This window comes from Streptomyces albidoflavus (assembly GCF_000719955.1).
Taxonomy (GTDB): domain Bacteria; phylum Actinomycetota; class Actinomycetes; order Streptomycetales; family Streptomycetaceae; genus Streptomyces; species Streptomyces albidoflavus.
Genome location: NZ_JOII01000025.1, coordinates 64011 through 83931, shown reverse-complemented (window position 1 = coordinate 83931; position 19921 = coordinate 64011). Strand labels below are relative to the sequence as shown.

Genomic DNA, 19921 nt, shown 5'->3' with positions numbered 1-19921 from the left:
ATGGTGCGCCGCGTCCTCGCCCTCACCTCCGGCCGTATCGCCGTCGCCGTCCTCCTGGTGATCGCGCTGCTCGCCCTGCTGGGCCCGCTGCTCGCCCCGCAGAACCCGCTGGCCGGCAGCGACAACGCCCTGGCCACCGCCTCCGGCGCGCACTGGCTGGGCACCGACTACCTCGGCCGGGACGTGCTGAGCCGGCTGCTCGACGGTTCCCGCGTCAGCGTGCTCGGCTCGCTCGAAGTCGCCGTCACCGCGCTGGTGGTCGGCACGCTGCCGGGCATCCTCTCCGTCTACCTGGGCCGGACCTTCGAGTGGGTCACCCTCCGGCTCACCGACACCCTGGTGGCCCTGCCCTTCCTCCTCTTCGCCGTCGCCGTGATCGCCCTGCTCGGCAACGGCCTCACCCAGGCCATGCTGGTCACCGGGGTCCTGGTCTCCCCGCTCTTCTACCGGGTCTCCCGGGCCGCGACACTCGCGGTGGCCCGCGCACCGTACGTGGAGGCGGCGCTCATCTCCGGCGCCTCCCTCGGCTGGACCGTACGCAAGCACGTGTGGGGCAAGGTGCTCCCGCCGATCGCCGTTGCGCTCGCCCAGACCGTCGGCACCGGCTTCGTCATCGTCTCCAGCCTCACCTTCCTCGGCATCGGGGTGCAGCCACCCGCTCCCACCTGGGGTGGGCTGCTCGCCTCCGACCTCGGCTACCTCGACCAGCGCCCGTGGGGCCCCCTCGCGCCCGCGCTGCTCATCATGATCACCGTCTGGGCCTGCAACCTGCTCGCCGACGCCATCCGCGACGTCTATGGCCAGGCGGGCCGGGCGCTGGACAACGACCGCAAGGCGCGCGCCCACCACCTCGCCAGGACCGCACCCGCTCCCACCGGAGGTGCCTCATGACCGCCCCGTCCCACCGGAGCACCACGGGGAACACGGCCCTCGCGCCGGCCCCCGCGCCCGCACCCGGGTCCGCCACCGCACCCCCTGCCCTCCTCGTACGCGACCTGCGCATCAGCGACCTGGCCCAGGACCGGGAGATCGTCCACGGGGTGAGCTTCACGCTCACCCCGGGCCGGACCGTCGGCATCGTCGGCGAGTCCGGCAGCGGCAAGACCCTGACCTGCCGTGCCGCGCTGGGCATCCTCCCCGACCACTTCGCGGTGACCGGGGGCAGCGTCGAGATCGCCGGCACCGACGTCGCCGGGCTGACCACGCGCCGGTGGACGGCCCTGCGCGGCTCCACCATCAGCGCCGTCTTCCAGGACCCCGCCTCCTACCTCAACCCGTCGATCCCGGTCGGCGCCCAACTCGCCGAAGTGGTCCGCGTCAAGCTCGGACTGCGGCGGCGGGCCGCCCGCGCGCAAGCGGTGGAACTGCTGCGGGCGGTACGGCTGCGGGACGCCGAAGTGGTCGCCCGCCAGTACCCGCACGAACTCTCCGGCGGCATGCTGCAACGCGTCCTCATCGCCGCGGCCGTCGCCGCCGAGCCTCGCGTCCTGATCGCCGACGAGGCCACCACCGCCCTCGACGTCACCGTGCAGGCCGAGATCCTCGATCTCCTCGCCGACCTGCGCGAGCGCACCGGTCTGGCCCTCGTCGTCGTCTCCCACGACCTGGCGGTCGTCGCCCAGCTCTGCGACGAGGTGCTCGTCATGCGGCAGGGCGAGGTCGTCGAGCAGGGCCCGACCCGCACCGTCCTCCACGCCCCGCGCCACGCCTACACACGGCTGCTGATCAGCGAGCACGAGAGCTACGGACTGGAGAAGTTCCTCACCCCGAAGGAGACGGCACGGTGAGCGCCGAACAGCCCCCGGCCCCGCCGGCGGAAGCCAGGACCGCCCCGCGCCCGGTCCTGGAGGTGACCGGCCTGGAGGTGCGCTACGGGCGCCGCCGCCCCCCGGTCCTGCGGGGCGTCTCCCTCGACGTCGGCCCCGGCGAGACCCTCGGCCTGATCGGCGAGACCGGCTCGGGCAAGTCCACCTTCGCCCGCGCCGTCCTCGGCCTCGTCCCGGCCGCCGCCGGGTCGGTCGTCATCGACGGCGAGGAGACCCGCGGCCACAGCCGGCGGCAGTGGCGCCGCCTGCGCCGCAGCGGCGTCGTGCAGTACGTCTTCCAGGACCCGCTGCGCAGCCTCGACCCCGACCGTACCGTCGCCGAGTCCCTGACCGAACCCCTGCTCGTCCAGGGCGTCACCGCCGCCGAGGCCGCCGAACGGGCCCGGGCCTTCCTCGACCAGGTCCGCCTGTCCGCCGAACTGCTCGACCGGCTGCCCGGCGAACTCTCCGGCGGCCAGCGCCAGCGGGTCGCCGTCGCCCGGGCCCTGGTCACCGAGCCGCGCCTGGTCATCCTCGACGAGCCGGTCAGCGCCCTGGACTCCGCCAACCGCGTACAGGTCCTGGAGATCCTCAAGGACCTGCGGGCCCGCGGCACCGCCCTCGTCCTCATCTCGCACGACCTCGGCTCGGTCGTCGGTGTCGCCGACCGCACGGCCGTGCTGTACCAGGGCGAGCTGGTCGAGTCAGGCCCCTCCGCGGACGTGGTCAACCGGCCCCGTCACGCCTACACCCGCCTCCTCGTCAGCTCGGCGCCCACCCTGCACGGCGCCCGCACGGACCGCGCCGGACGCGAGGCACTGCGCGCCCAGTTGACCGACCTCTCCCACTGAACCCCGGACAGACAGGACCCCGCCATGTCCCGCAAGCTCCACCTCGCCCTGCACCCCTACGGCGTCGGCGGCCCCGGCCAGCACGGACTCTGGAAGGACCCGCGCGTCGCGAAGAACGCCAGCATCGACATCGACTACTACATCCACCAGGCCAAGGCTGCCGAACACGCCCTCTTCGACGCGCTGTTCATCGTCGACAGCCAGTTCATCAACGCCACCTACCCGGCCCACTACCTCAACCGCCTGGAACCCCTCACCCTGCTCTCGGCGGTCGCCACCCACACCCGCCACGTCGGTCTGGTCGGCACCGCCAGCTCGACCTACAACTCGCCCTTCAATCTCGCCCGCCGCTTCGCCTCGCTCGACCACATCAGCGGCGGCCGCGCCGGCTGGAACGTCGTCACCAGCTTCGACACCGGCACCTCCCGCAACTACGGCCTGGACGAACACCTCGACTACGCCACCCGCTACGGCCGGGCCCTGGAGTTCGTCCAGGTGGCCCGCGGGCTCTGGGACTCCTACGAGGACGACGCCTTCCCCGCCGACGTGGCGCGCGGCGTCTTCCTCGACCCGGACAAGCTGCACGCCCTCGACCACGTCGGTGAGCACTTCCGGGTCGCCGGCCCGCTCAACCTCTCCCGCTCGCCCCAGGGGCAGCCCGTCATCTTCCAGGCCGGGGTCTCCGAGGAGGGCCGCGACCTCGCCGCCCGCGTCGCCGAGGGCATCTACGCCCCGGGCGGCTCACTGGAACAGGCCCAGGAGTACTACGCCGACATCAAGAAGCGCACCGCCGCCTACGGCCGCGACCCCGAGCACATCAAGATCTTCATCCACGGCGGGCCGGTCGTCGCCGCCACCGACGAGAAGGCACGGCGGCGGGAACGCGAGATCTTCGAGGAGGACAACGACCTCGGCCGCAACCTCGCCCTGCTCGGCCGCTCGTTCGGCGCGCACGACTTCAGCGTCCACGACCTCGACGCGCCCTTCCCCAACGTCGCGCACCTGGCGGAGAAGGGCGGCCGGACCGCCGCCGCCAAGATCATCGACCGGGCGAAGGCTGAGAGCCTGACCCTGCGACAGGTCGCCGAGTCGGTCAACGCCTTCCGCGCGTCCCCCTTCGTCGGAGCGCCGGACACCGTCGCCGACGCGATCGAGCGGTGGTTCGACGCCGGCACCTTCGACGGGATCAACCTCGCCTTCCGCACCACCGAGGAACTCGACCTCTTCGTCGACGGAGTCGTCCCCCTCCTCCAGCGCCGCGGCCTGTTCCGCACCGCCTACGAGGCGGACACCCTGCGCGGCCACCTCGGCCTGCCGATACCGGCCAACCGCCACACCGAGGCCCGTCTCCGGACGCACGGCTGACCTCGCCGACCCGTCCCGTCCCGCCGGGGGCCGGAGCCCACCGCCCCGGCCCCCCGACCGAGCCCTCCCGGGCCACCTGACCACCTGCGGAGCCTTGATGAGCCGATACACCGACCACCCCGCACTCGAGGGAGTGACCACCCGGGGGACGCTCCTCGTCGTTCCCGGACGCGGAGAGACCCACGAGACCTACGCCCGGCTCGGCGCGCGGCTCTCCGCCGACGCCTACCACGTCCGCGTCGTCGACCCGCCGCTTCTCGATCCGGCGGACCCGGCACCGTCCCTCACCGGTTTCGCCAAGGAGCTGGGGGAGGCCGCCGACGCCCCGGACGGAGTCCCGGCGGTCCGGCCCGTGGTGGTGATCGGCTCCGACGCCGGCGCCGCCGCGGTGGCCGCCGTCCTCGCCCGCACCGGAGCCGCCTGGCAGCCGGACGGCGTCGTCCTCGCGGGGCTCCCCTCGCGAGCCGCCCCGGAGCGGGCGACCTGGGAGGAGGAACTGGACCTGCGCACCGCCTGCCCGGTGCACCGCCGCCGCCTCACCGAGGACGGCCAGGTCCGCCGGGGCGCCCTGGGGACCCCGGTGCCGGCCCCGGTGCTCGCCCTGGCCGAGGAGAGCGAGATCCCGGTCCCCACCCTGCTCCTGGCCGGCGACGCCGACCCGCTCGCGGACCACCAGGCCCTGCTGGCCAAGGCCCGCTCGCTGCCCCGCGCCCGCCTCTCGCGCGTGCGCGGCGCCCACCACGACGTGCTGAACGACGCCCAGCACCGGTCCGTCGCCGCCGAGATCGTCACCTTCCTCGAAGGGCTCCGGGACGGCATGGCCCCGGCCGTCTCGGTCGCGGCCAGCGCCTGGTGACCCGGCCCGGCCGAGCCGCGCACCTCCCGCCTCCCACCGAAAGGTCGTCATGGCCACCGTCCTCGCCGTCTCGGGCAGCCCGTCGGCTTCCTCCCGTACCGCCCGGCTCCTGCACCCGGTCAGGGAACGCCTCGCCCTGCACGGGCATCGGGTGACCTCCCTGGATGTCCGCGCGCTGCCCGCCGCCGCGCTCCTCACCGCCGACACCGGACATCCGGAGATCGCCCGCGCCGCCGCCCTGGTACGGGACGCCGACGGAGTGGTGATCGGCACGCCCGTCTACAAGGCGGCCTACTCGGGACTCCTCAAGTCCTTCCTCGACGCGCTCCCTCAGCACGCGCTCACCGGCAAGACCGTGCTCCCCCTCGCCACCGGCGGGAGCACGGCGCACGTCCTGGCGATCGACTACGCCCTGCGGCCCGTCCTCAGCTCCCTGGCCGCCTCGCACATCCTGCCCGGCCTGTTCGTCCTCGACCGCCACATCACCAAGGACGACGAGCCCGGCCCCGTGGTGGAAGAGGCCGCGGCTGAGAAACTCCTCCGCCTGGCAGACGACCTCTCCACGGCCCTGACCAGGACATCCGCGACCGCCATCACGGCTTGAACCGAAGCACAGGTGTTCGCCGGCGGCATCACGCGAACGACTGTGGGTCCGCCTTGCCTCAGTACGCCCACGCAGGCCCACGCGTTCGACGAACGCCGCGGCTCGGAACGGCTGCGTGGGGGGTGGCCTCAGACGGTGGCTCGAGGCTGCTTCTGGGTGAGGTGGTGGACCGTGGTCGGCGGGCACCGACACCTGCCACCTGATCATGACCGTCCACATCCCGCCCGGCCCCGCTCAAGGGCTGCCCGCGTAAGGCGCGACTCTGACCTTGCGAACCGAGGCGGGGCCGTCGCGTGCCGGGTGCGGGTCCCGGGCGAGCGGCAAGGTTCCGTGGGCGGGCACCCTCCGAGTCGGGTCGGGCACGAACTGCGGAGGGTGCCCGGTGAGCCGCAGGTGGCGCGGCGCCGTGTGCAGCGGGGGCCCGGGTGCGCGGGCCTTCAGCCGAGCACGGCGATCGTGGCGTCGAGCTCCACGAGCGCGCCTTGGGGCAGGGCGTGGGTCGCGAGGGCGGTACGGGCGTGTCGGCCGTGGTCGCCCAGCACGTCGATCAGCAGGTGCGAGGCGCCGTCGATCACGGTCGGCTGGTCCACGAAGGCCGGTGCGCTCGCCGCCCATGCGTTGAGCTTCAGGACGCGGGCCTGTTCGAGGCCGATCGACTGCTCGATACGGGCCAGGAGGTTCAGCGCGGCGGTGCGTGCGGCGAGCACCCCGTCGGCCGGTGTGGCGTCCTCTCCCAGCCGGCCCCGGAGCACTTCGCCCGACGCTGTCCGGGAGATCTGGCCCGAGACGTACAGGACGTCGCCCCAGCGCGAGGTCGCCTCATAGGCGTACCTGGGAGGGCCGAGGTCGGGCAGTTCGATCGACAGCGCCTTCAGGCGTTCCCGCACGGTGGTCATGGCGTCTCCTTGTTCGGTCCGGCCAGAGGTCTGTCATCGCTTGCTGAGGACGTAGGTGCGGTCCCGGCCGATGTACCAGAGGTCCTCGGTGCCGATCGCCGCGTTCCCGTAACGCCACGGGATCTCCGCGGCACCGTAGGAACCGACCTGGAGCACGTGCTTGTAGCCGGGCCGCAGTTCATTGGCGAAGGACTCCTGCTTGCCCATGAGGTGGCCCACGTTGCGCTTGCGGTACTCCGTGTTGAAGTCGACGTCCGTGCCGAGCATGCCGATGGCGACCATCCGCTCCAGGTGCGGGGCGAGGTAGCGCAAGGTCCCCTCGTGCACGTCCTCGCACACCGCGCCGGGGCGCAGCTGCCCGATGATCCCCTCGCGCACCACGTCGAAGAAGAAGCGGTACGCCTCCTTCGCGGCCTCGGTGCGCGGCAGCGAGCGGGCCATGTCGGAGGTGGCGACGTTGACGCCGTCGAAGACGACGCGTACCCCGGCGTCGAGCTGCACGCAGGTCGTCTCCTCGTCGACCGGGTGGTCGACCGGGGGACCGGGGAAGAGCATGCGGTTGGAGGAGTGCAGGTTGGTGAAGTACGGCTCGATGCCGAACGGGATCTCGTGGGCCGTGCGGAACTCGGCGATCTTGTCGAGGTAGACCGCGTTGATGTCCAGCTCGCTGAAGGAGCGCCCGGCGTCGAGCCCCTGCTCCGCCCAGGCCAGGGCCTCCTCGATGGCGAAGACGCTGGCCCGTGCGGCCACCACCTGGAAGGCCAGGTCCTCGTGGTCGCGGACATCCCGCCAGTGGCCCAGGGCGGCCGAGACGGGGACCAGCTCCGCCCCCTCACGCGTGAGCTCGCGGGCCAGGCCGACGCTGATCCACTCCTCCTCGATGCCCGTCCGTGTGCCGGACGCCAGTTCCCGGACGGCCGCCCCCACGGAGGGGTACCGGCCCACGGGGGCGCCCGGCAGACCGTCGGCGCCCTCGGGGAGCAGCACCAGGAGGCGTTCGGGACCGTCGAGCCACAGGGCGACCGCGCCGTCCGGCTGGGGGCGTCCGGTCGCCTCGGTGAAGTTGGGGGTCGCCGCGAGCAGCACCGAGTCGAGGGAGCGGTCCGCGGCGAGCTCCTTCAGCGCCGAGAAGCGGCTGTCCTCGCCGGAGGTGAACTCCTCGGCGAGGCCCGAGAGGTGGGCGACGTCCGCGATGAGCCGGCGCGCGGTCCGTACGCCGGTCTCACGCCACCGTGCGAAGGTGGCCAGCACCTCGGCCGGATCGATCTCGTAGGCGGCGACCGGTGTCGGGTCCTGGTCGGCGAGGACGAGTTCGACGGAACCGGACAGCGCGAGCTGGTGGGCGTGGACGACGTCGGCGGCGAGGGCCACCGGGCCGCCGTCGGCGAGTTCGCGCACCAGGCCGGCGAGGGACTCGGCGGCGGGGGTGTCGGCGACGATGCGCGGGTCGATCGTGACCCAGGGGGCGTAGAAGCGCATCCGGTCCTTCGGGACGCCGGCGGACAGGGCGTTGCCCTGTTCCTGCTGGCGCACGAGCAGCAGGTGCTCCGTCCCGGTCTCCGCGATCAGCGGAGCGACGAAGGGGTGGGAGTCGAGTCGGATCGCGGAGAACAGCAGGCTCTTGCGCGCGTCGAGGCCGAATTCCTTCTCCACCCGTGTGGCGTCAGCAGTGATCCTCAGCATGGTGCTCCTTCGTCAACGGTTCACGGTCGTGGGTGCCTGGCGGGGGTGGTCAGCTGATGCCGGCCACGACGCCGATGTGCGATTCGATCTCGGAGGTGTAGTCGGAGAAGTCCGCGGAGTACCGGTGCTCCTTGCCCCGGGGCCGCGGCAGGTCGATGGGGATGTCGGCGATGATCCGGCCGGGGCGGTCGCCGACGACCACCACCCGGTCCCCGAGCCAGACCGCCTCGGGGATGCTGTGGGTCACGAAGAGGACGCTGCATCCGGTGTTCTGCCAGATGCGCTGGATCTCGAAGTTCATCGAGTCCCGGGTCATGGCGTCGAGCGCGCCGAAGGGCTCGTCCATGAGCAGCAGTTTGGGGCGGGAGACCAGGGCCCGGCAGATGGCGACGCGCTGCTGCATGCCGCCACTGAGCTCGTAGGAGTAGTTCTTGGCCTTTCCGCCCAGCCCGACCATCTCCAGCAGTTCCATGGCGTACGCGCGGGCCTCGTCGGTCCGGGCGCCGCGGAACTCCAGTGGGAGGAGCACGTTGTCGAGGTTGTTGCGCCAGGGCAGGAGCACGGGGCTCTGGAACACCATCGCGATGTCCTCGATCCCCTCCTGGATCGGGCGGCCCTGAACGAGGATCTCGCCCTCGGTGGGCTCCTGGAGGCCGGAGATCGTCTTGAGCAGCGTGGTCTTGCCGCTGCCCGACTGCCCGACGATCGACACGAACCGGCCGGGCTCGACGTGGAAGTCGAGTCCTCTGAGGACGGTGTTCTCCTGGCCCCTTCGCGAGCGGTAGGTCTTCCCCACGTTGTTGACCGAGATGGCGTACTCGTTGTTCATGTGACTCCCCATCCGGCCTTCACGGGGCCTTGATCGTCTCGTCGGAGCCCAGCGGCTCGAGGTAGGAGTTGCTGTACACGTCCTCGGGCGACAGGCCGCTCTCCTGCGGCAGGCCGAGGAACTTCCGGGCGACGTCGATGGCCTGGCGGACTCCGGTGTCGTCCATGACGCCGTACCGGTCGGCGGCCTCGCGCTTGCCCCAGTTGAGGCCGCACTGCGCGTCGATGGCGAGGGTGATGGTGCTCGTCTCGTATCCGGAGACCTCCGTCCGGAAGTCCTCGGCCGCCTTGCGTGGGTTCTGGCAGGCCCAGAGGAAACCTTTCTGCATGGCCCGGTTGAACTTCCGGACCTGCTCGGGGTCGTTCTTGAGCTTCTCGTCGGAGACGACGATGCCGTTGCCGTAGAGGTCGATGCCGAGATCGGACCACTTCAGGACGGCGGCCTTCCGCCCGAGGGCGTCGATGGCCGGTTCGTCGGAGACATGCAGCGCCAGGTTGGCGTCCCACTGGCCGGCCAGCAGGCCGGGGATCTTCGAGGCGCTGGACGCCGGGATGACGTCCACGTCGCTCTTGTCGAAGCCGAGCTTGTTCAGCGCGAGCGGCCACATCGCGGTCATCGCGCCGCCGCCCTCGGTGGCGACCGTCTTGCCGCGCAGGTCCTCCCAGTTCCTGATCCCGGAGTCCGCGAGGGCGACGACCGCGTAGGCGGACCTGGCCTGGAGCAGGTTGACCTGCTTGACCTTGGCGCCCCTGCCCTGGCTGGTGACGGTGGCGCCGAAGTCGGCCCAGCCCGCGTCGACCCTGCCCGCGACCACCGAGGTGACCGTGTTGGTCGAACCGGATCCCGGCATGACCGTGAGGTCGATGCCCTCGGCCTTGAAGAAGCCGCGTTTGGCGGCCGAGATGAACGGCGCGTGCTTCGGCAGGTACCCCACGTCGAGCATCAGGGACATCGAGTTCTTCCCGCCACCGCCCGCGCATCCGGACAGCCCGGCCAGCACCGCCGCGCCGGCGAGAGCGACGGCCCTGCGAAGGGTTCTACGCATTTCCAGCCTCCGATCCCGTGGTCACTTGGTGTGGTTCTTCCACGGGGCCAGCTTCCGGCCCGCGTAGTCGACGAGGAAGAACAAGGTCAGGGCGATGGCCGCGAGGACGATGAAGGCCGCGAACATCGACGGCAGGTCCACCTGGCTGTTGGCGAGGAGGATGACGTACCCGAGCCCCTTCGAGCCGGCGATGAACTCCCCGACGACCGCCCCGCCCACCGCGAGGGAGATCGAGATCTTCGCTCCGGAGAAGATGGAGGGAATCGCGTAGATGAAGTCGATCTTCACCATCTTCTTCCAGGGGGAGGCCCGGTTGATGCGGGCCAGCTCCTGGAGTTCGTGGGGGACCGAACTCAGGCCGTCGTAGGTGTTGATCACCAGGGGGAAGAAGGCGATGGCCATGGCGACGAACGCCTTCGACTCGAAGCCGAACCCGAACCACACGATGAACAGCGGGGCCAGCGCGACCTTGGGGATGGTGTCGATCGCGATGAGCGCGGGATAGAGGAAACTGCGTGCGGTGGCCGAGTAGTGCAGGGCGGCACCGCACAGCACACCGAGGGCCGTGCCGAGCGCGAATCCGGCGAGCGCCTCCTGGAGCGTGACGAAGGTGTTCTCCGCGAAGTAGCCGGGGCGCTCGAACAGCTCGGCGAAGGCGGAGAGCGGGCCGACGAAGAGATAGTCCGCCGGGTCGATGACCAGGACCAGCAGTTCCCACACCATGAAGAGGCCGATGATCCCCACGGCCGCTTTGACGCCGGCCACCAGCGACTCACGGGGGAAGGTACGGCCCGGTGTCTTCTGCCCGGAGGGTTTCGCCGCCGGGAGCGGCCGGTCGGCGGCGGTCCGGTCGGGGTGACGCAGATCAGGAGTGGCCATGGTGGTACCTCCCACAGAGCGCGTCACGCGGCAGCAGCGTCACGGGAGCGGCCGGAAAGGCGGTGGGACGGTGCGGGGAGAGGGCGCGCGTCGGCCGCGCGGTCCGGTCGCCGTGACCGTCGGGAAGCGGCGGAAGCCGTCGTGGTGTCATTTCGTCCTCACGACACTGGAAGGAATTCGCGGGCGGTTCGGGCCCGGCCGGGAGGCGTTACTCCCGGCCGGGACAAGCGGACTCAGCGGTCGTCGGTGAGCGGGGCCCGGCTGGGCACGCCGTCGAGGCGGCGCCACACGCCGAGGGGATTGGCGTCGCGCAGCTCCTCGGGCAACAGGGCGTCGGGAACGTCCTGGTAGGCGACGGGCCTCAGGAACCGCTCGATGGCGAGGGTCCCCACGGACGTGCTGCGCGGGTCGGTGGTGGCGGGGAAGGGACCGCCGTGCACCATCGCGTGGCCGGCCTCGACGCCGGTGGGCCAGCCGTTGAAGAGCACGCGCCCGGCGAGCTCCTCCAGCAGCGGCAGCAGGCGCCCGGCGAGCGGCAGATCGGCGTCGTCGGCGTGGACGGTGGCCGTGAGCTGCCCTTCCAGCGCGTGCAGGGAGGCCGTCAGCTCGTCGAGGTCCGCGCACCGGACGATCAGCGAGGTCGCGCCGAAGACCTCCGTCTGGAGGGCGGGATCCTCGGTGAAGCGCGCGCCGTCCACGCTCAGCAGGCGGGCCCGGCCGCAGGCCGCGCTGTCGCTCCGGCCGCCACGACCGGTCTCCTCGACACCCTGCCGGCCCGCCAGGGCGTCGCCACCGGCGGCGTAGTGGCGGGCGATGCCGGGGGTGAGCATCGTGGCTCCGGGTTCCGCCGCGACGGCCTCGGCGGCGGCCGTGGCGAAGGCGTCCAGGCCGGGCCCGTCCACAGCGAGGACGAGCCCCGGGTTGGTGCAGAACTGCCCGGCCCCCAGGGTGAGCGACCCGGCGAAGGCGGCCCCCAGTTCCGCGCCCCGGGCCTTGAGGGCGGCGGGCAGGAGCAGCACCGGGTTGATGCTGCTCATCTCCGCGTACACGGGGATCGGCACGGGCCGGGCGGCGGCCGCGGCCGCTATCGCCAGGCCGCCGGAGCGGGAACCGGTGAAACCGACGGCGCGTACCCGGGGGTCGCGGACCAGCCTGGTCCCCAGCTCCGTGCCGCTGCCGACGAGCTGGGAGAAGACTCCTTCGGGCATGCCGGTCCCGGCGGCGGCCCGGCTGACGACGCGTGCCACCAGCTCGGCCGTCCCCAGGTGGGCCTGGTGTGCCTTGACGATCACCGGGCATCCGGCGGCCAGTGCCGAGGCGGTGTCGCCCCCGGCGGTGGAGAAGGCCAGCGGGAAGTTGCTCGCGCCGAAGACGACGACGGGACCCACGGCCGTCCGGCGCTGCCGGATGTCGGCGCGGGGCAGCGGACGGCGGTCCGGCTGCGCCCGGTCGACACGGGCCCCCTGCCACACGCCTGCCCGCAGCTCCGCGGCGAACAGGCGCAACTGTCCGCTGGTGCGCCCGACCTCGCCGGTGAGCCGGGCGAGGGGCAGCGCGGTCTCCGCGTGGGCTCGTTCCACCAGCGCGTCCCGCTCCTCGTCGAGCAGGTCCGCGACGCGGTCGAGGAAGGCGGCGCGCTGTTCCGGGGCGGTCGTCCGGTAGGTGGTCGCGGCTTCCCGCGCCAGTCGGCAGGCCTGGTCGGCCTGCTCGGCGGACGCGGTCCGGTAGCCGGGTTCGAGGGGCTCCCCGGTGCGGGGGTCGACGGACCGGATCTCGTCGCCCGCACCGACGACGGGGCGGGCCCCGATGACCATCGCGCCGGTGGGGGCTGCCGGGGGAAGAGTGGACACGGGTGGCTCCTTTCCTTGGCGGGGGACGCGTGTCAGACGACGGCGAGGCGCGAGGCCTCGATGACCCTGGCGAGCAGTGCGCGCTCGGTGTCGTCCAGGTCGGTCAGGGGCGGCCGTACCGGGCCGGCGGGGTGTCCGGTCAGATCCATGCCGGCCTTCACGATGCTGACCGCGTAGCCCGGCTTGCGGTCGCGGATCGCGGTGTAGGGGAGTACCACGCGGTCGAGCATCTCCTGCACCTTCGCCCGGTCCCGTGCCCGGACCGCGTCGTAGAAGGCCAGGGCGAAGTCGGGGAGGAAGTTGAAGATGGCGGAGCTGTAGGTCGTGGCACCCAGTTCCAGGTAGGGCAGCGCGAACGTCTCCGCGGTCGGCAGGCCGCCTATGTACACCAGGCGGTCCGCGAGTCGCGACCGGATCTGGGTGATCCGCTCCAGGTCACCGACCCCGTCCTTGAGGCCGATCAGGTTGGGGCAGGCGTCGGCGAGCGCGGCCACCGTGTCGGCGGTGTAGACGGCGTTGGCGCGGCTGTAGAGGACCACGCCCAGCGAGGTCGCCTCGCAGACCGCCCGCACATGGGCGGTCAGGCCGTCGGCGGACGCCTCGGTCAGGTACGGCGGGAAGAGCAGGACACCGTCGGCGCCGACCGCCTCGGCGTCGCGCGCCATGGCGACCGCCTGGGCGGTGCCGTGCCCGGCCGGGGCGAGGATGGGCGTGCCGGAGGGGGCGCTCTCCACGGCGGCCCGCAGCACGGTGCCGACCTCCTGCGGGGTCAGGGAGAAGAACTCCCCGGTCCCGCCGGCCGCGAACAGGGCGGCGATGTCGTACTTGCTCATGCGGGCGATGTTGTCCCGGTAGGCGGTCTCGTCGAACGCCAGGTCGGGCGTGAAGTGGGTGACGGGAAACGACAGCAGCCCGGAGCCGAGGCGTTCGGCAAGCTCGGTCGGGGTGTGGGTGGGCATGAGCGTTTCCTTCCGCAGACGTGCAGAACAGCGATTTCGATGACCATAAGAACGAAACTGATGCACGTCCAACACTTCTTACGTATCGATCGATGCGCATAATGGATCGATGTTCACCTTGAGTCAGCTGGAAAGCTTCGTGGCCGTCGCCGAGACGCTGCACTACGGACGGGCGGCGGAGCGGCTGTCGATGACCCAGCCGCCGCTGTCCCGGCGCATCCAGCTCCTGGAGCGTGAGCTGGGTGTCGAGTTGTTCGACCGGGCCGGACGGTCCGTCCGGCTCACCGCGGCGGGACAGGCATTCCTCGGCGATGCCCGGCGCATCCTCGGGCTGTCGGAGCAGGCGGCGCTGTCGGTGCGGCGGACGCTGGAAGGCGAGGTCGGGACCGTGGCACTCGGCTTCACCGCGTCGGCGGCGCACTCCGTCCTCGACGGCATCGTGGGGGCCGTCCACGCCGAGCTGCCCGGCGTCGGACTGGTGCTGCGCGAGCGCGTCTCCGGGGCGCAGCTGGAGGAGCTGCGCTCCGGAGAGCTGGACCTCGGGCTGGTCCGCCCGCCGGTACCCGGCACCGGGATCGCCCACCACCCGCTCCACCGCGAGGCCCTGCTGGTCGCGGTGCCCGCCGGCCACCCGCTCGCCGCACCGGACCGCGTTCCTCACATCAGCGACCTCGACGGAGAACCGTTCGTCATGTACTCACCCGCCGAGGCCCGCTACTTCTACGAGGTGCTGGTCGGGGTCTTCCGCCGGGCGGAGGTCGTTCCGCGCTACGTGCATTACCTCAGCCAGGTGCACACGATCCTCGCGCTGGTCCGCGCGGAACTGGGGCTCGCCCTGGTACCCCGGGCGGCGGAGGCGCTCAAACTGGACGGCGTCGTGCTGCGCCCGGTGGTCGGGGTCGAGGGAGAGCCGGTCGAACTCGTCGCGGCCTGGCGGGCGGGCGACGACAACCCCGCGCTGCACGCGGTCCGCGACGTGGTGACCGGCCTCGCCGACCGGGGGGCGTTCTGAGGGGGCCGGCCGCCCCTCGGCGCGGGCGAGGTCTCCGACGCGGAGGCGCGGCCCGGCGGGCAGCCGCGGCAGGACCGGTCAGGTGCCCACGGGGCGTGTCCCCAGTACCGGCAGCAGCCGCAGCTTCTCGTCGTCCTCCGACCCCGGGGCGGCCGTGTACACCAGGAGTGTCTGGTTCTGTTCGGGGTCCAGCAGCACCTGGCACTGGAGGGTGAGTACGCCCAGTTCCGGATGGCGCAAGCGCTTCGGGTCGACGCGGGGCACGTCGATCTCGTGGGCGCTCCACAGCGAGGCGAACTCCTCGCTGCGGTCCAGGAGGAGGTCGCGCAGTTCCTCGGCGCGACCGCCCGCTCCCTGCCGGGAGTAGGCGGCGCGCAGGCCCGAGGTGAAGTAGCGGCTGTGCAGCGGGTGGTCCTCCTGCGGATACAGCAGCCGGGCGGCGGGCTCGGTGAACCACCGGTAGGTGAGGCTGCGTTCGGGGCCGGTGAACTGTGTCTGGTCACCGAGGAGCGCCGCGGCCATGGGGGTCTGGGCGAGGGTCTCCGCCACGTCGCTGACGACCTGCGCGGGGGTGTCGTCCAGTCGTCCGAGGATGCGCATCAGGCCGGGCGTGATGTGGTCCGAGCGCAGATCGCCGGGGCGCGAGGGGGTGTTGTGCCCGGCGATGCGGAAGAGGTGGTCGCGTTCGGCGAGCGAGAGGCGCAGGCCCCGTGCGATGGCCGCGAGCATCGGTTCCGACGGCTGCGGCCCGCGCCGCTGCTCCAGCCGGCTGTAGTAGTCGGTGGACATGCCGCTCAGCGCCGCCGCCTCCTCCCGGCGCAGGCCGCGGGTCCGGCGCCGTGGCCCCCGGGGCATCCCCACGTCCTCCGGTTGCAGGGCCTCCCGGCGGGTGCGCAGGAAGTCGGCGAGTTGCGCTCGGTCCACGGTTCCGGTCTCCCTCGTGCCCCGTACGCGAGGTCGGGGCGTCGGCGATGTGCGAGTAGGGCTCAGAGCAGCATGCCGCCCGACGCCTCGATGCGCTGCCCGGTGATCCAGGAGGTGCCCTCGCCGAGCAGGGCGGCGGCCGCGGCGCCGATGTCCTCGGGCTCACCGGGGCGGCCCATGGCGGTGACGCCGCTCAGCACGCCGCGCGTCTCCTGATCGTCACGGACGCCACCGCCGCCGAAGTCGGTGCCGGTGGCACCCGGTGCGAGCGCGTTGACCGCGATGCCGCGCGGCCCCAGTTCCTTCGCGAGGTAGCGGGTGAGGACCTCCACGGCGCCCTTGGCCGCCGCGTACGCGGCGGTGGGCGCGGCGATGAAGCGGGTCAGGCCGGTGGAGACGTTGAGGATGTGTCCGCCGTTCCCGATCAGCGGCAGCAGCGCCTGCGTGAGGAAGAAGACCCCCTTGACGTGGACATCCATCAGCCCGTCGAACTGCTCCTCGGTGGTCTCCTCGAACGCCGCGTGCACCCCGTGCCCGGCGTTGTTGACGAGGATGTCGAGGTGGTCGCGGCCCCACCGTCCGGCGAGTGCCGCCCGGACCTCCTCGGTGAAGGCGGGGAACGCGGCGGTGTCCGCGGTGTCCAGCCGCAGGGCGACCGCCGTGCGGCCCAGCTTCCGGGCCTCGGCCACCACGGTCTCCGCCTCCTCGGCGTGCGAACGGTAGGTGAGGATCAGATCGGTGCCGGCTTCGGCGAGGTGCAGGGCGGTGCTGCGGCCCAGGCCGCGGTTGGCACCGGTGATCAGGGCGATGCGCGTCATGGTGGTTCCTTCCGGCAAGGTGCGGGCGGACCACCGGTCCGCCGCCTTCCCCACAACGGTGTCGCAGGCCGGGGGGCCGATGAAGGCAGCGGTGATCCAGGGATCGCCGGTCCCCCTGTACGGCGTACCTGTCCGGAGGGCGGCCACGTCCAGGTCCGCCCCGCACCCGCGTACGCGCGGGTGCGGTCCCTCGTCGACGGGTCCGGTGTCACGCGCCGGTGAGCTTGTCGAGGTCGGGGGCGTAGACGGTCATCCAGTGCGGGTTCAGCCGGTAGTAGACGACCTCGCGGTTCCAGTCGAAGGTGTCGTCGCCGTAGAAGTCCCTTAGGTAGGCAAGGAGTTCCTGCCAGTCGGCCGTGGGCTCGGTGTTCTCGGGGTTCAGCTCCTCCACCGTGCCGTGGGTGAACACGCCGAGGTCCTCGCTGCGCATGTGCGCGACGCTGGCGGCCGGACGGGCGGCGAGATGGCGGGCCTTGGCGGCGTTGCGCGCCGTGCCGAAGTGCCACCGGCCGTGCAGGAAGTGCCCGTCGGCGCCGCTGATCCGCGGTTCGCCCTTGGCGGTCACCGTGGAGAGGGCGAGCGTGCACATGCCGGTGAGGACCCCGGTGAGCTGCGTCGCCGTGATGGTGCGGCCCTCGACGATCGAGCGGAGGTGTGCGGTCGAGCCGGAGAGGGAGGAGTCCAGGAGGGACTGGAGCGTGTCGAGTTCTTCTGGGGTTTCGCGCATACGTCCATGGTCGGCCGTAAACCCGACACCCTCTGTCGCCATTGAGGAAACAGCGGTGAGGTTGCTCCGCGCGGGTTGCGTCCGGTGCTGCGTGGAGGGCAACAGGTGGGGGAGGGGGCACGGCCTCGCGTTCCAGGTCGCTCAGGGCGCCAACCTGACCGCGGGCCGTGCCCCCTGCCCGGGCTCAGGCCGGGCGGCGCGCCTCGGCGCCGGTCAGGGCGGCCGGGCGGCCCTCACCGGTGGCCCAGGTGCCCAGGGAGATCTCGGCGGTGATGCCCGGCCCGAAGCCGGCGAGCATGCCCCGGGCGCCCTCGGTGGCCTTGCCCGAGGCGAAGTAACGGTCGAGGGCGTCCAGGACGACGCAGCTGGCGATGTTGCCACGTTCGGTGAGGGTCGCCCTGCTCTGCGCGAACATCTCGGACGGCAGCTCCAGGTGGGTGCAGAGGTCGTCGAGGATGCGGGGGCCGCCCGCGTGGATGATGTAGAAGTCCAGCTCGCCGACGTTCCACGAGTGCTGCGCGGAGAGCGCGGTCAGGGCGGGCGCCAGCATCGACATGGTGCCGGGCACCCGCTTGTCGAGCTGGAAGTGGAAACCCGTCTCCCGCACCGCGTACGAGATCCACTCCTCGGTGTCGGGGACCAGGTGGGAGCCGTTGCGCTCCAGGCTGAGCCCGGTGCCCCCCTCGCCCCGCACCACGACGGCGGCCACCGCGTCACCGAACAGCCCGTTGGACAGGAGCGAGCCGACACCCAGGTCGGAGGGCTGGTAGAGCAGGGAGCAGAACTCGCAGGCCACGATCAGGACGTTGCTGCCCGGATAGGCTCTGGTGAAGTCGTGCGCCCGGTTGACGGCCGCGCCGCCCGCCGCGCAGCCCAGCTGGGCGATGGGGAGCTGGCGGGTGTCGGAGCGGAAGCCCAGCGAGTTGATCATCCAGGCCGTCATCGAGGGCATCATGAAGCCGGTGCACGAGACGTAGACGATCAGGTCGATGTCCTGCGCGGTCAGCTCCGCCTCGGCGAGCGCCTGGTGGACGACCTGCGGGACGCGGGCCTTGGCCTCGCGCTCGTAGACCTTGTTGCGGGCCTCGAAGCCCGGGTGGGCGAGGGTCTCGCCGATGGGCTGGACCAGGTGCCGGGTGGCGACACCGGTGTTGCGGATCAGCCGCAGCACCAGGCCGAGCTGGTCGTGGCCCGCGTGGGTGCTGCGGGCCAGATCGAGGGTCTCCTCCATGGTGATGACGTGCGGCGGGACGGCAACGGCGGGACGGCAGAGAACGGCCATGGGATTCTCGTCATCTCTTCAGGGCGCGCGAACGCGTCTTGGGGGGCGCGAAGGCGCGGGGCCGCGCGAGCGCGAGGGGGGAAGGGCGTCACCAGGTGACGGGCAGGGCGAGCGGGTAGCGCCAGATGGAGGTGGCGTTCCACTCGACCTCGCCGGGCTCCACGGCGAGCGCCAGGTCGGGGAAGCGCCGCAGCAGCGTGGAGAGGGCGATCTCCAGCTCCATCACCGCCAGCGGCGAGCCGAGGCAGTGGTGCGAGCCCCAGCCGAAGGTCATGTGCGGGACGGAGGGCCGGTCCAGGTCGATCTCGTCGGGCCGCTCGAACTTCTCACCGTCACGGTTGGCGGTCAGGTACGAGACGTGCACGGTGTCCCCGGCACGGATCAGGGCGCCGCCCAGCTCCACGTCCTCGGTGGCGATCCGCGGGATGCCCACGCCCTTGCGGAACGGGATGTGGCGCAGCAGCTCCTCCAGGACGCGCGGCAGCGAGTCGGGCTCGCGACGCAGCTGCTCGCGGACGTCGTCGCGGGTCAGCAGCAGGTAGGAGATGTTGCCGAGCTGGTAGGTGGTGGTGTCCTGGCCGGTGATGAGCAGCACCATCGCCATCACGGTCAGCTCGTCCTCACCGAGCATCTCGCCGCCCTCGCGGGCGGTGGCCAGAGTGCTGATCATGTCGGCGCCGGGGGAGCGGCGCCGCTCGGCGGTGAGCCGCGCGAAGTACTCCCTCAGCTCGCCCTTGGCGCGGACCGCGGCCTCCTTCCCGGCCGGCTTCATGTTCATCATGGTCATCGCGTGCGCCCGCAGCCAGTGCCGGTCGGCCTCGGGGATGTCCAGCACCTCGCAGATCGTCACCAGCGGCAACGGCAGCGCCAGGTGGGCGAAGAGGTCGGTGGGCGAACCGCTCTCCGCCATGGCGTCCAGCAGCCCGTCCACCACCGACTGGGTGCGGCCGCGCATCCGCTCCAGGTGGCGCGGGGCGAACGACTGCCGCACCAGCCGCCGCAGCCTGCTGCTCTCCGGCGGGTCCATCAGGTTGATGGCACCCGTCTGCACGATCGGCTCCGGGGTCATCCGGGGGAAGTCCTTGCCGGTGACGGCGTTGCGGCTGAACCTGCGGTCGGTGGTGACGGTACGTACGTCCTCGTACCGCGTCACCAGCCAGGCGTCACCCTCGCCGTACGGCATCCGGACCCGGGCCACCCGCTCCTCGCTCCGCAACATCGCCAGCAGCGCCGGGTCGAAGTCGAGCCCCTGGGCGAAGTCGAACGGGCAGGTGGGTACCTCGGCGGAGTCGGGTGCGGCGGGTACGGCTTCAGTGCTCACGGCGGCGGGCCCTTCTGTCGGTCCTGGATGTGCTCACGCGGATCAGGCGTGTCCTTCTCGACGCCGCACCGGGGACGGGAGGGGTATGCCACGCCGCGCCGGTGGCGATACCTGAGGCCCCACGGACAGCCGAACGACGCCATCCGGTCACGCCCTGGTGTACCCCTGCCGCGCCGGGAAAACCGGAGGTCGGGCCCCTCTCCCTCCCCCGGGCG

General features: G+C 72.1%; 19 protein-coding genes. 7 read left to right on the top strand and 12 right to left on the bottom strand.

The annotated features are described in order from the left end of the window. The 6 genes from IF45_RS0122780 to ssuE all read left to right on the top strand — a co-directional run bounded on the left by IF45_RS0122780 (window position 1) and on the right by ssuE (window position 5481). Window positions 1-891, top strand: a complete 891-nt coding sequence (locus IF45_RS0122780) for an ABC transporter permease (RefSeq protein ID WP_030309248.1) — start codon at window positions 1-3, stop codon at window positions 889-891. Further along, window positions 888-1787 carry an ABC transporter ATP-binding protein gene (locus IF45_RS0122775; RefSeq protein WP_030309246.1) on the top strand — a complete coding sequence of 300 codons (900 nt, stop codon included), beginning with the start codon at window positions 888-890 and terminating at the stop codon, window positions 1785-1787. Before IF45_RS0122780 ends, IF45_RS0122775 begins: the two co-directional genes overlap by 4 nt. Continuing rightward, entirely contained in the window at window positions 1784-2656 is an 873-nt protein-coding gene (locus IF45_RS0122770) for an ABC transporter ATP-binding protein (RefSeq protein WP_030309236.1), read from the top strand. The genes IF45_RS0122775 and IF45_RS0122770 overlap by 4 nt, the downstream gene beginning before the upstream one ends. A 24-nt stretch (window positions 2657-2680) precedes the next feature. Continuing rightward, on the top strand, window positions 2681-4021 hold the full coding sequence (locus IF45_RS0122765) for an LLM class flavin-dependent oxidoreductase (RefSeq protein ID WP_003946590.1): 1341 nt from the start codon (window positions 2681-2683) through the stop codon (window positions 4019-4021). 97 nt (window positions 4022-4118) lie between these two features. Further along, a complete protein-coding gene (locus IF45_RS0122760) occupies window positions 4119-4877 on the top strand; it encodes an alpha/beta hydrolase (RefSeq protein WP_030309235.1) in 759 nt (252 codons plus the stop codon). 49 nt (window positions 4878-4926) lie between these two features. Further along, complete coding sequence (ssuE, locus tag IF45_RS0122755) at window positions 4927-5481, top strand: NADPH-dependent FMN reductase (protein WP_030309233.1); 555 nt, start codon at window positions 4927-4929, stop codon at window positions 5479-5481. A 437-nt stretch (window positions 5482-5918) separates the two neighbouring features. Here the strand turns inward: ssuE and IF45_RS0122750 are convergent, their stop codons facing one another. The 7 genes from IF45_RS0122750 to kdgD all read right to left on the bottom strand — a co-directional run bounded on the left by IF45_RS0122750 (window position 5919) and on the right by kdgD (window position 13622). Beyond that, complete coding sequence (locus IF45_RS0122750) at window positions 5919-6377, bottom strand: RidA family protein (RefSeq protein WP_010639400.1); 459 nt, start codon at window positions 6375-6377, stop codon at window positions 5919-5921. Between the two features lie 33 nt (window positions 6378-6410). After that, a complete protein-coding gene (locus IF45_RS0122745) occupies window positions 6411-8060 on the bottom strand; it encodes a M24 family metallopeptidase (RefSeq protein WP_008404217.1) in 1650 nt (549 codons plus the stop codon). Between the two features lie 49 nt (window positions 8061-8109). Then, window positions 8110-8889: an ABC transporter ATP-binding protein gene (locus tag IF45_RS0122740; RefSeq protein ID WP_008404219.1), complete on the bottom strand. Its 780-nt coding sequence runs from the start codon at window positions 8887-8889 to the stop codon at window positions 8110-8112. Window positions 8890-8908: 19 nt separating this feature from the next. Continuing rightward, the gene (locus IF45_RS0122735) at window positions 8909-9934 is read right to left on the bottom strand and encodes an ABC transporter substrate-binding protein (RefSeq protein WP_008404220.1); all 1026 of its coding nucleotides are present in this window, start codon (window positions 9932-9934) and stop codon (window positions 8909-8911) included. 21 nt (window positions 9935-9955) lie between these two features. Next, window positions 9956-10813 carry an ABC transporter permease gene (locus IF45_RS0122730; RefSeq protein WP_008404223.1) on the bottom strand — a complete coding sequence of 286 codons (858 nt, stop codon included), beginning with the start codon at window positions 10811-10813 and terminating at the stop codon, window positions 9956-9958. A gap of 233 nt (window positions 10814-11046) precedes the next feature. Then, window positions 11047-12663, bottom strand: a complete 1617-nt coding sequence (locus IF45_RS0122725; RefSeq protein WP_030309232.1) for an aldehyde dehydrogenase (NADP(+)) — start codon at window positions 12661-12663, stop codon at window positions 11047-11049. 32 nt (window positions 12664-12695) lie between these two features. Continuing rightward, entirely contained in the window at window positions 12696-13622 is a 927-nt protein-coding gene (kdgD, locus tag IF45_RS0122720) for a 5-dehydro-4-deoxyglucarate dehydratase (protein ID WP_030309230.1), read from the bottom strand. Window positions 13623-13731: 109 nt separating this feature from the next. Between kdgD and IF45_RS0122715 the strand changes: the two genes are divergently transcribed. Continuing rightward, window positions 13732-14634 (top strand): LysR family transcriptional regulator, encoded by a 903-nt coding sequence (locus IF45_RS0122715; RefSeq protein ID WP_008404229.1) that lies wholly within the window; start codon window positions 13732-13734, stop codon window positions 14632-14634. A 78-nt stretch (window positions 14635-14712) separates the two neighbouring features. Here IF45_RS0122715 and IF45_RS0122710 read toward each other — a convergent pair whose 3' ends face one another. From IF45_RS0122710 to IF45_RS0122690, 5 genes are all read right to left on the bottom strand, one after another. Then, window positions 14713-15558 carry a helix-turn-helix transcriptional regulator gene (locus tag IF45_RS0122710; RefSeq protein ID WP_010639383.1) on the bottom strand — a complete coding sequence of 282 codons (846 nt, stop codon included), beginning with the start codon at window positions 15556-15558 and terminating at the stop codon, window positions 14713-14715. 62 nt (window positions 15559-15620) lie between these two features. Then, on the bottom strand, window positions 15621-16376 hold the full coding sequence (locus IF45_RS0122705; protein WP_030309228.1) for an SDR family NAD(P)-dependent oxidoreductase: 756 nt from the start codon (window positions 16374-16376) through the stop codon (window positions 15621-15623). Window positions 16377-16584: 208 nt separating this feature from the next. Beyond that, a complete protein-coding gene (locus tag IF45_RS0122700) occupies window positions 16585-17103 on the bottom strand; it encodes a pyridoxamine 5'-phosphate oxidase family protein (RefSeq protein ID WP_030309226.1) in 519 nt (172 codons plus the stop codon). Window positions 17104-17287: 184 nt separating this feature from the next. Further along, window positions 17288-18385 carry a type III polyketide synthase gene (locus tag IF45_RS0122695; protein ID WP_030309225.1) on the bottom strand — a complete coding sequence of 366 codons (1098 nt, stop codon included), beginning with the start codon at window positions 18383-18385 and terminating at the stop codon, window positions 17288-17290. 88 nt (window positions 18386-18473) lie between these two features. Beyond that, window positions 18474-19706 (bottom strand): cytochrome P450, encoded by a 1233-nt coding sequence (locus IF45_RS0122690; RefSeq protein WP_010639375.1) that lies wholly within the window; start codon window positions 19704-19706, stop codon window positions 18474-18476. Window positions 19707-19921: the final 215 nt, after the last annotated feature.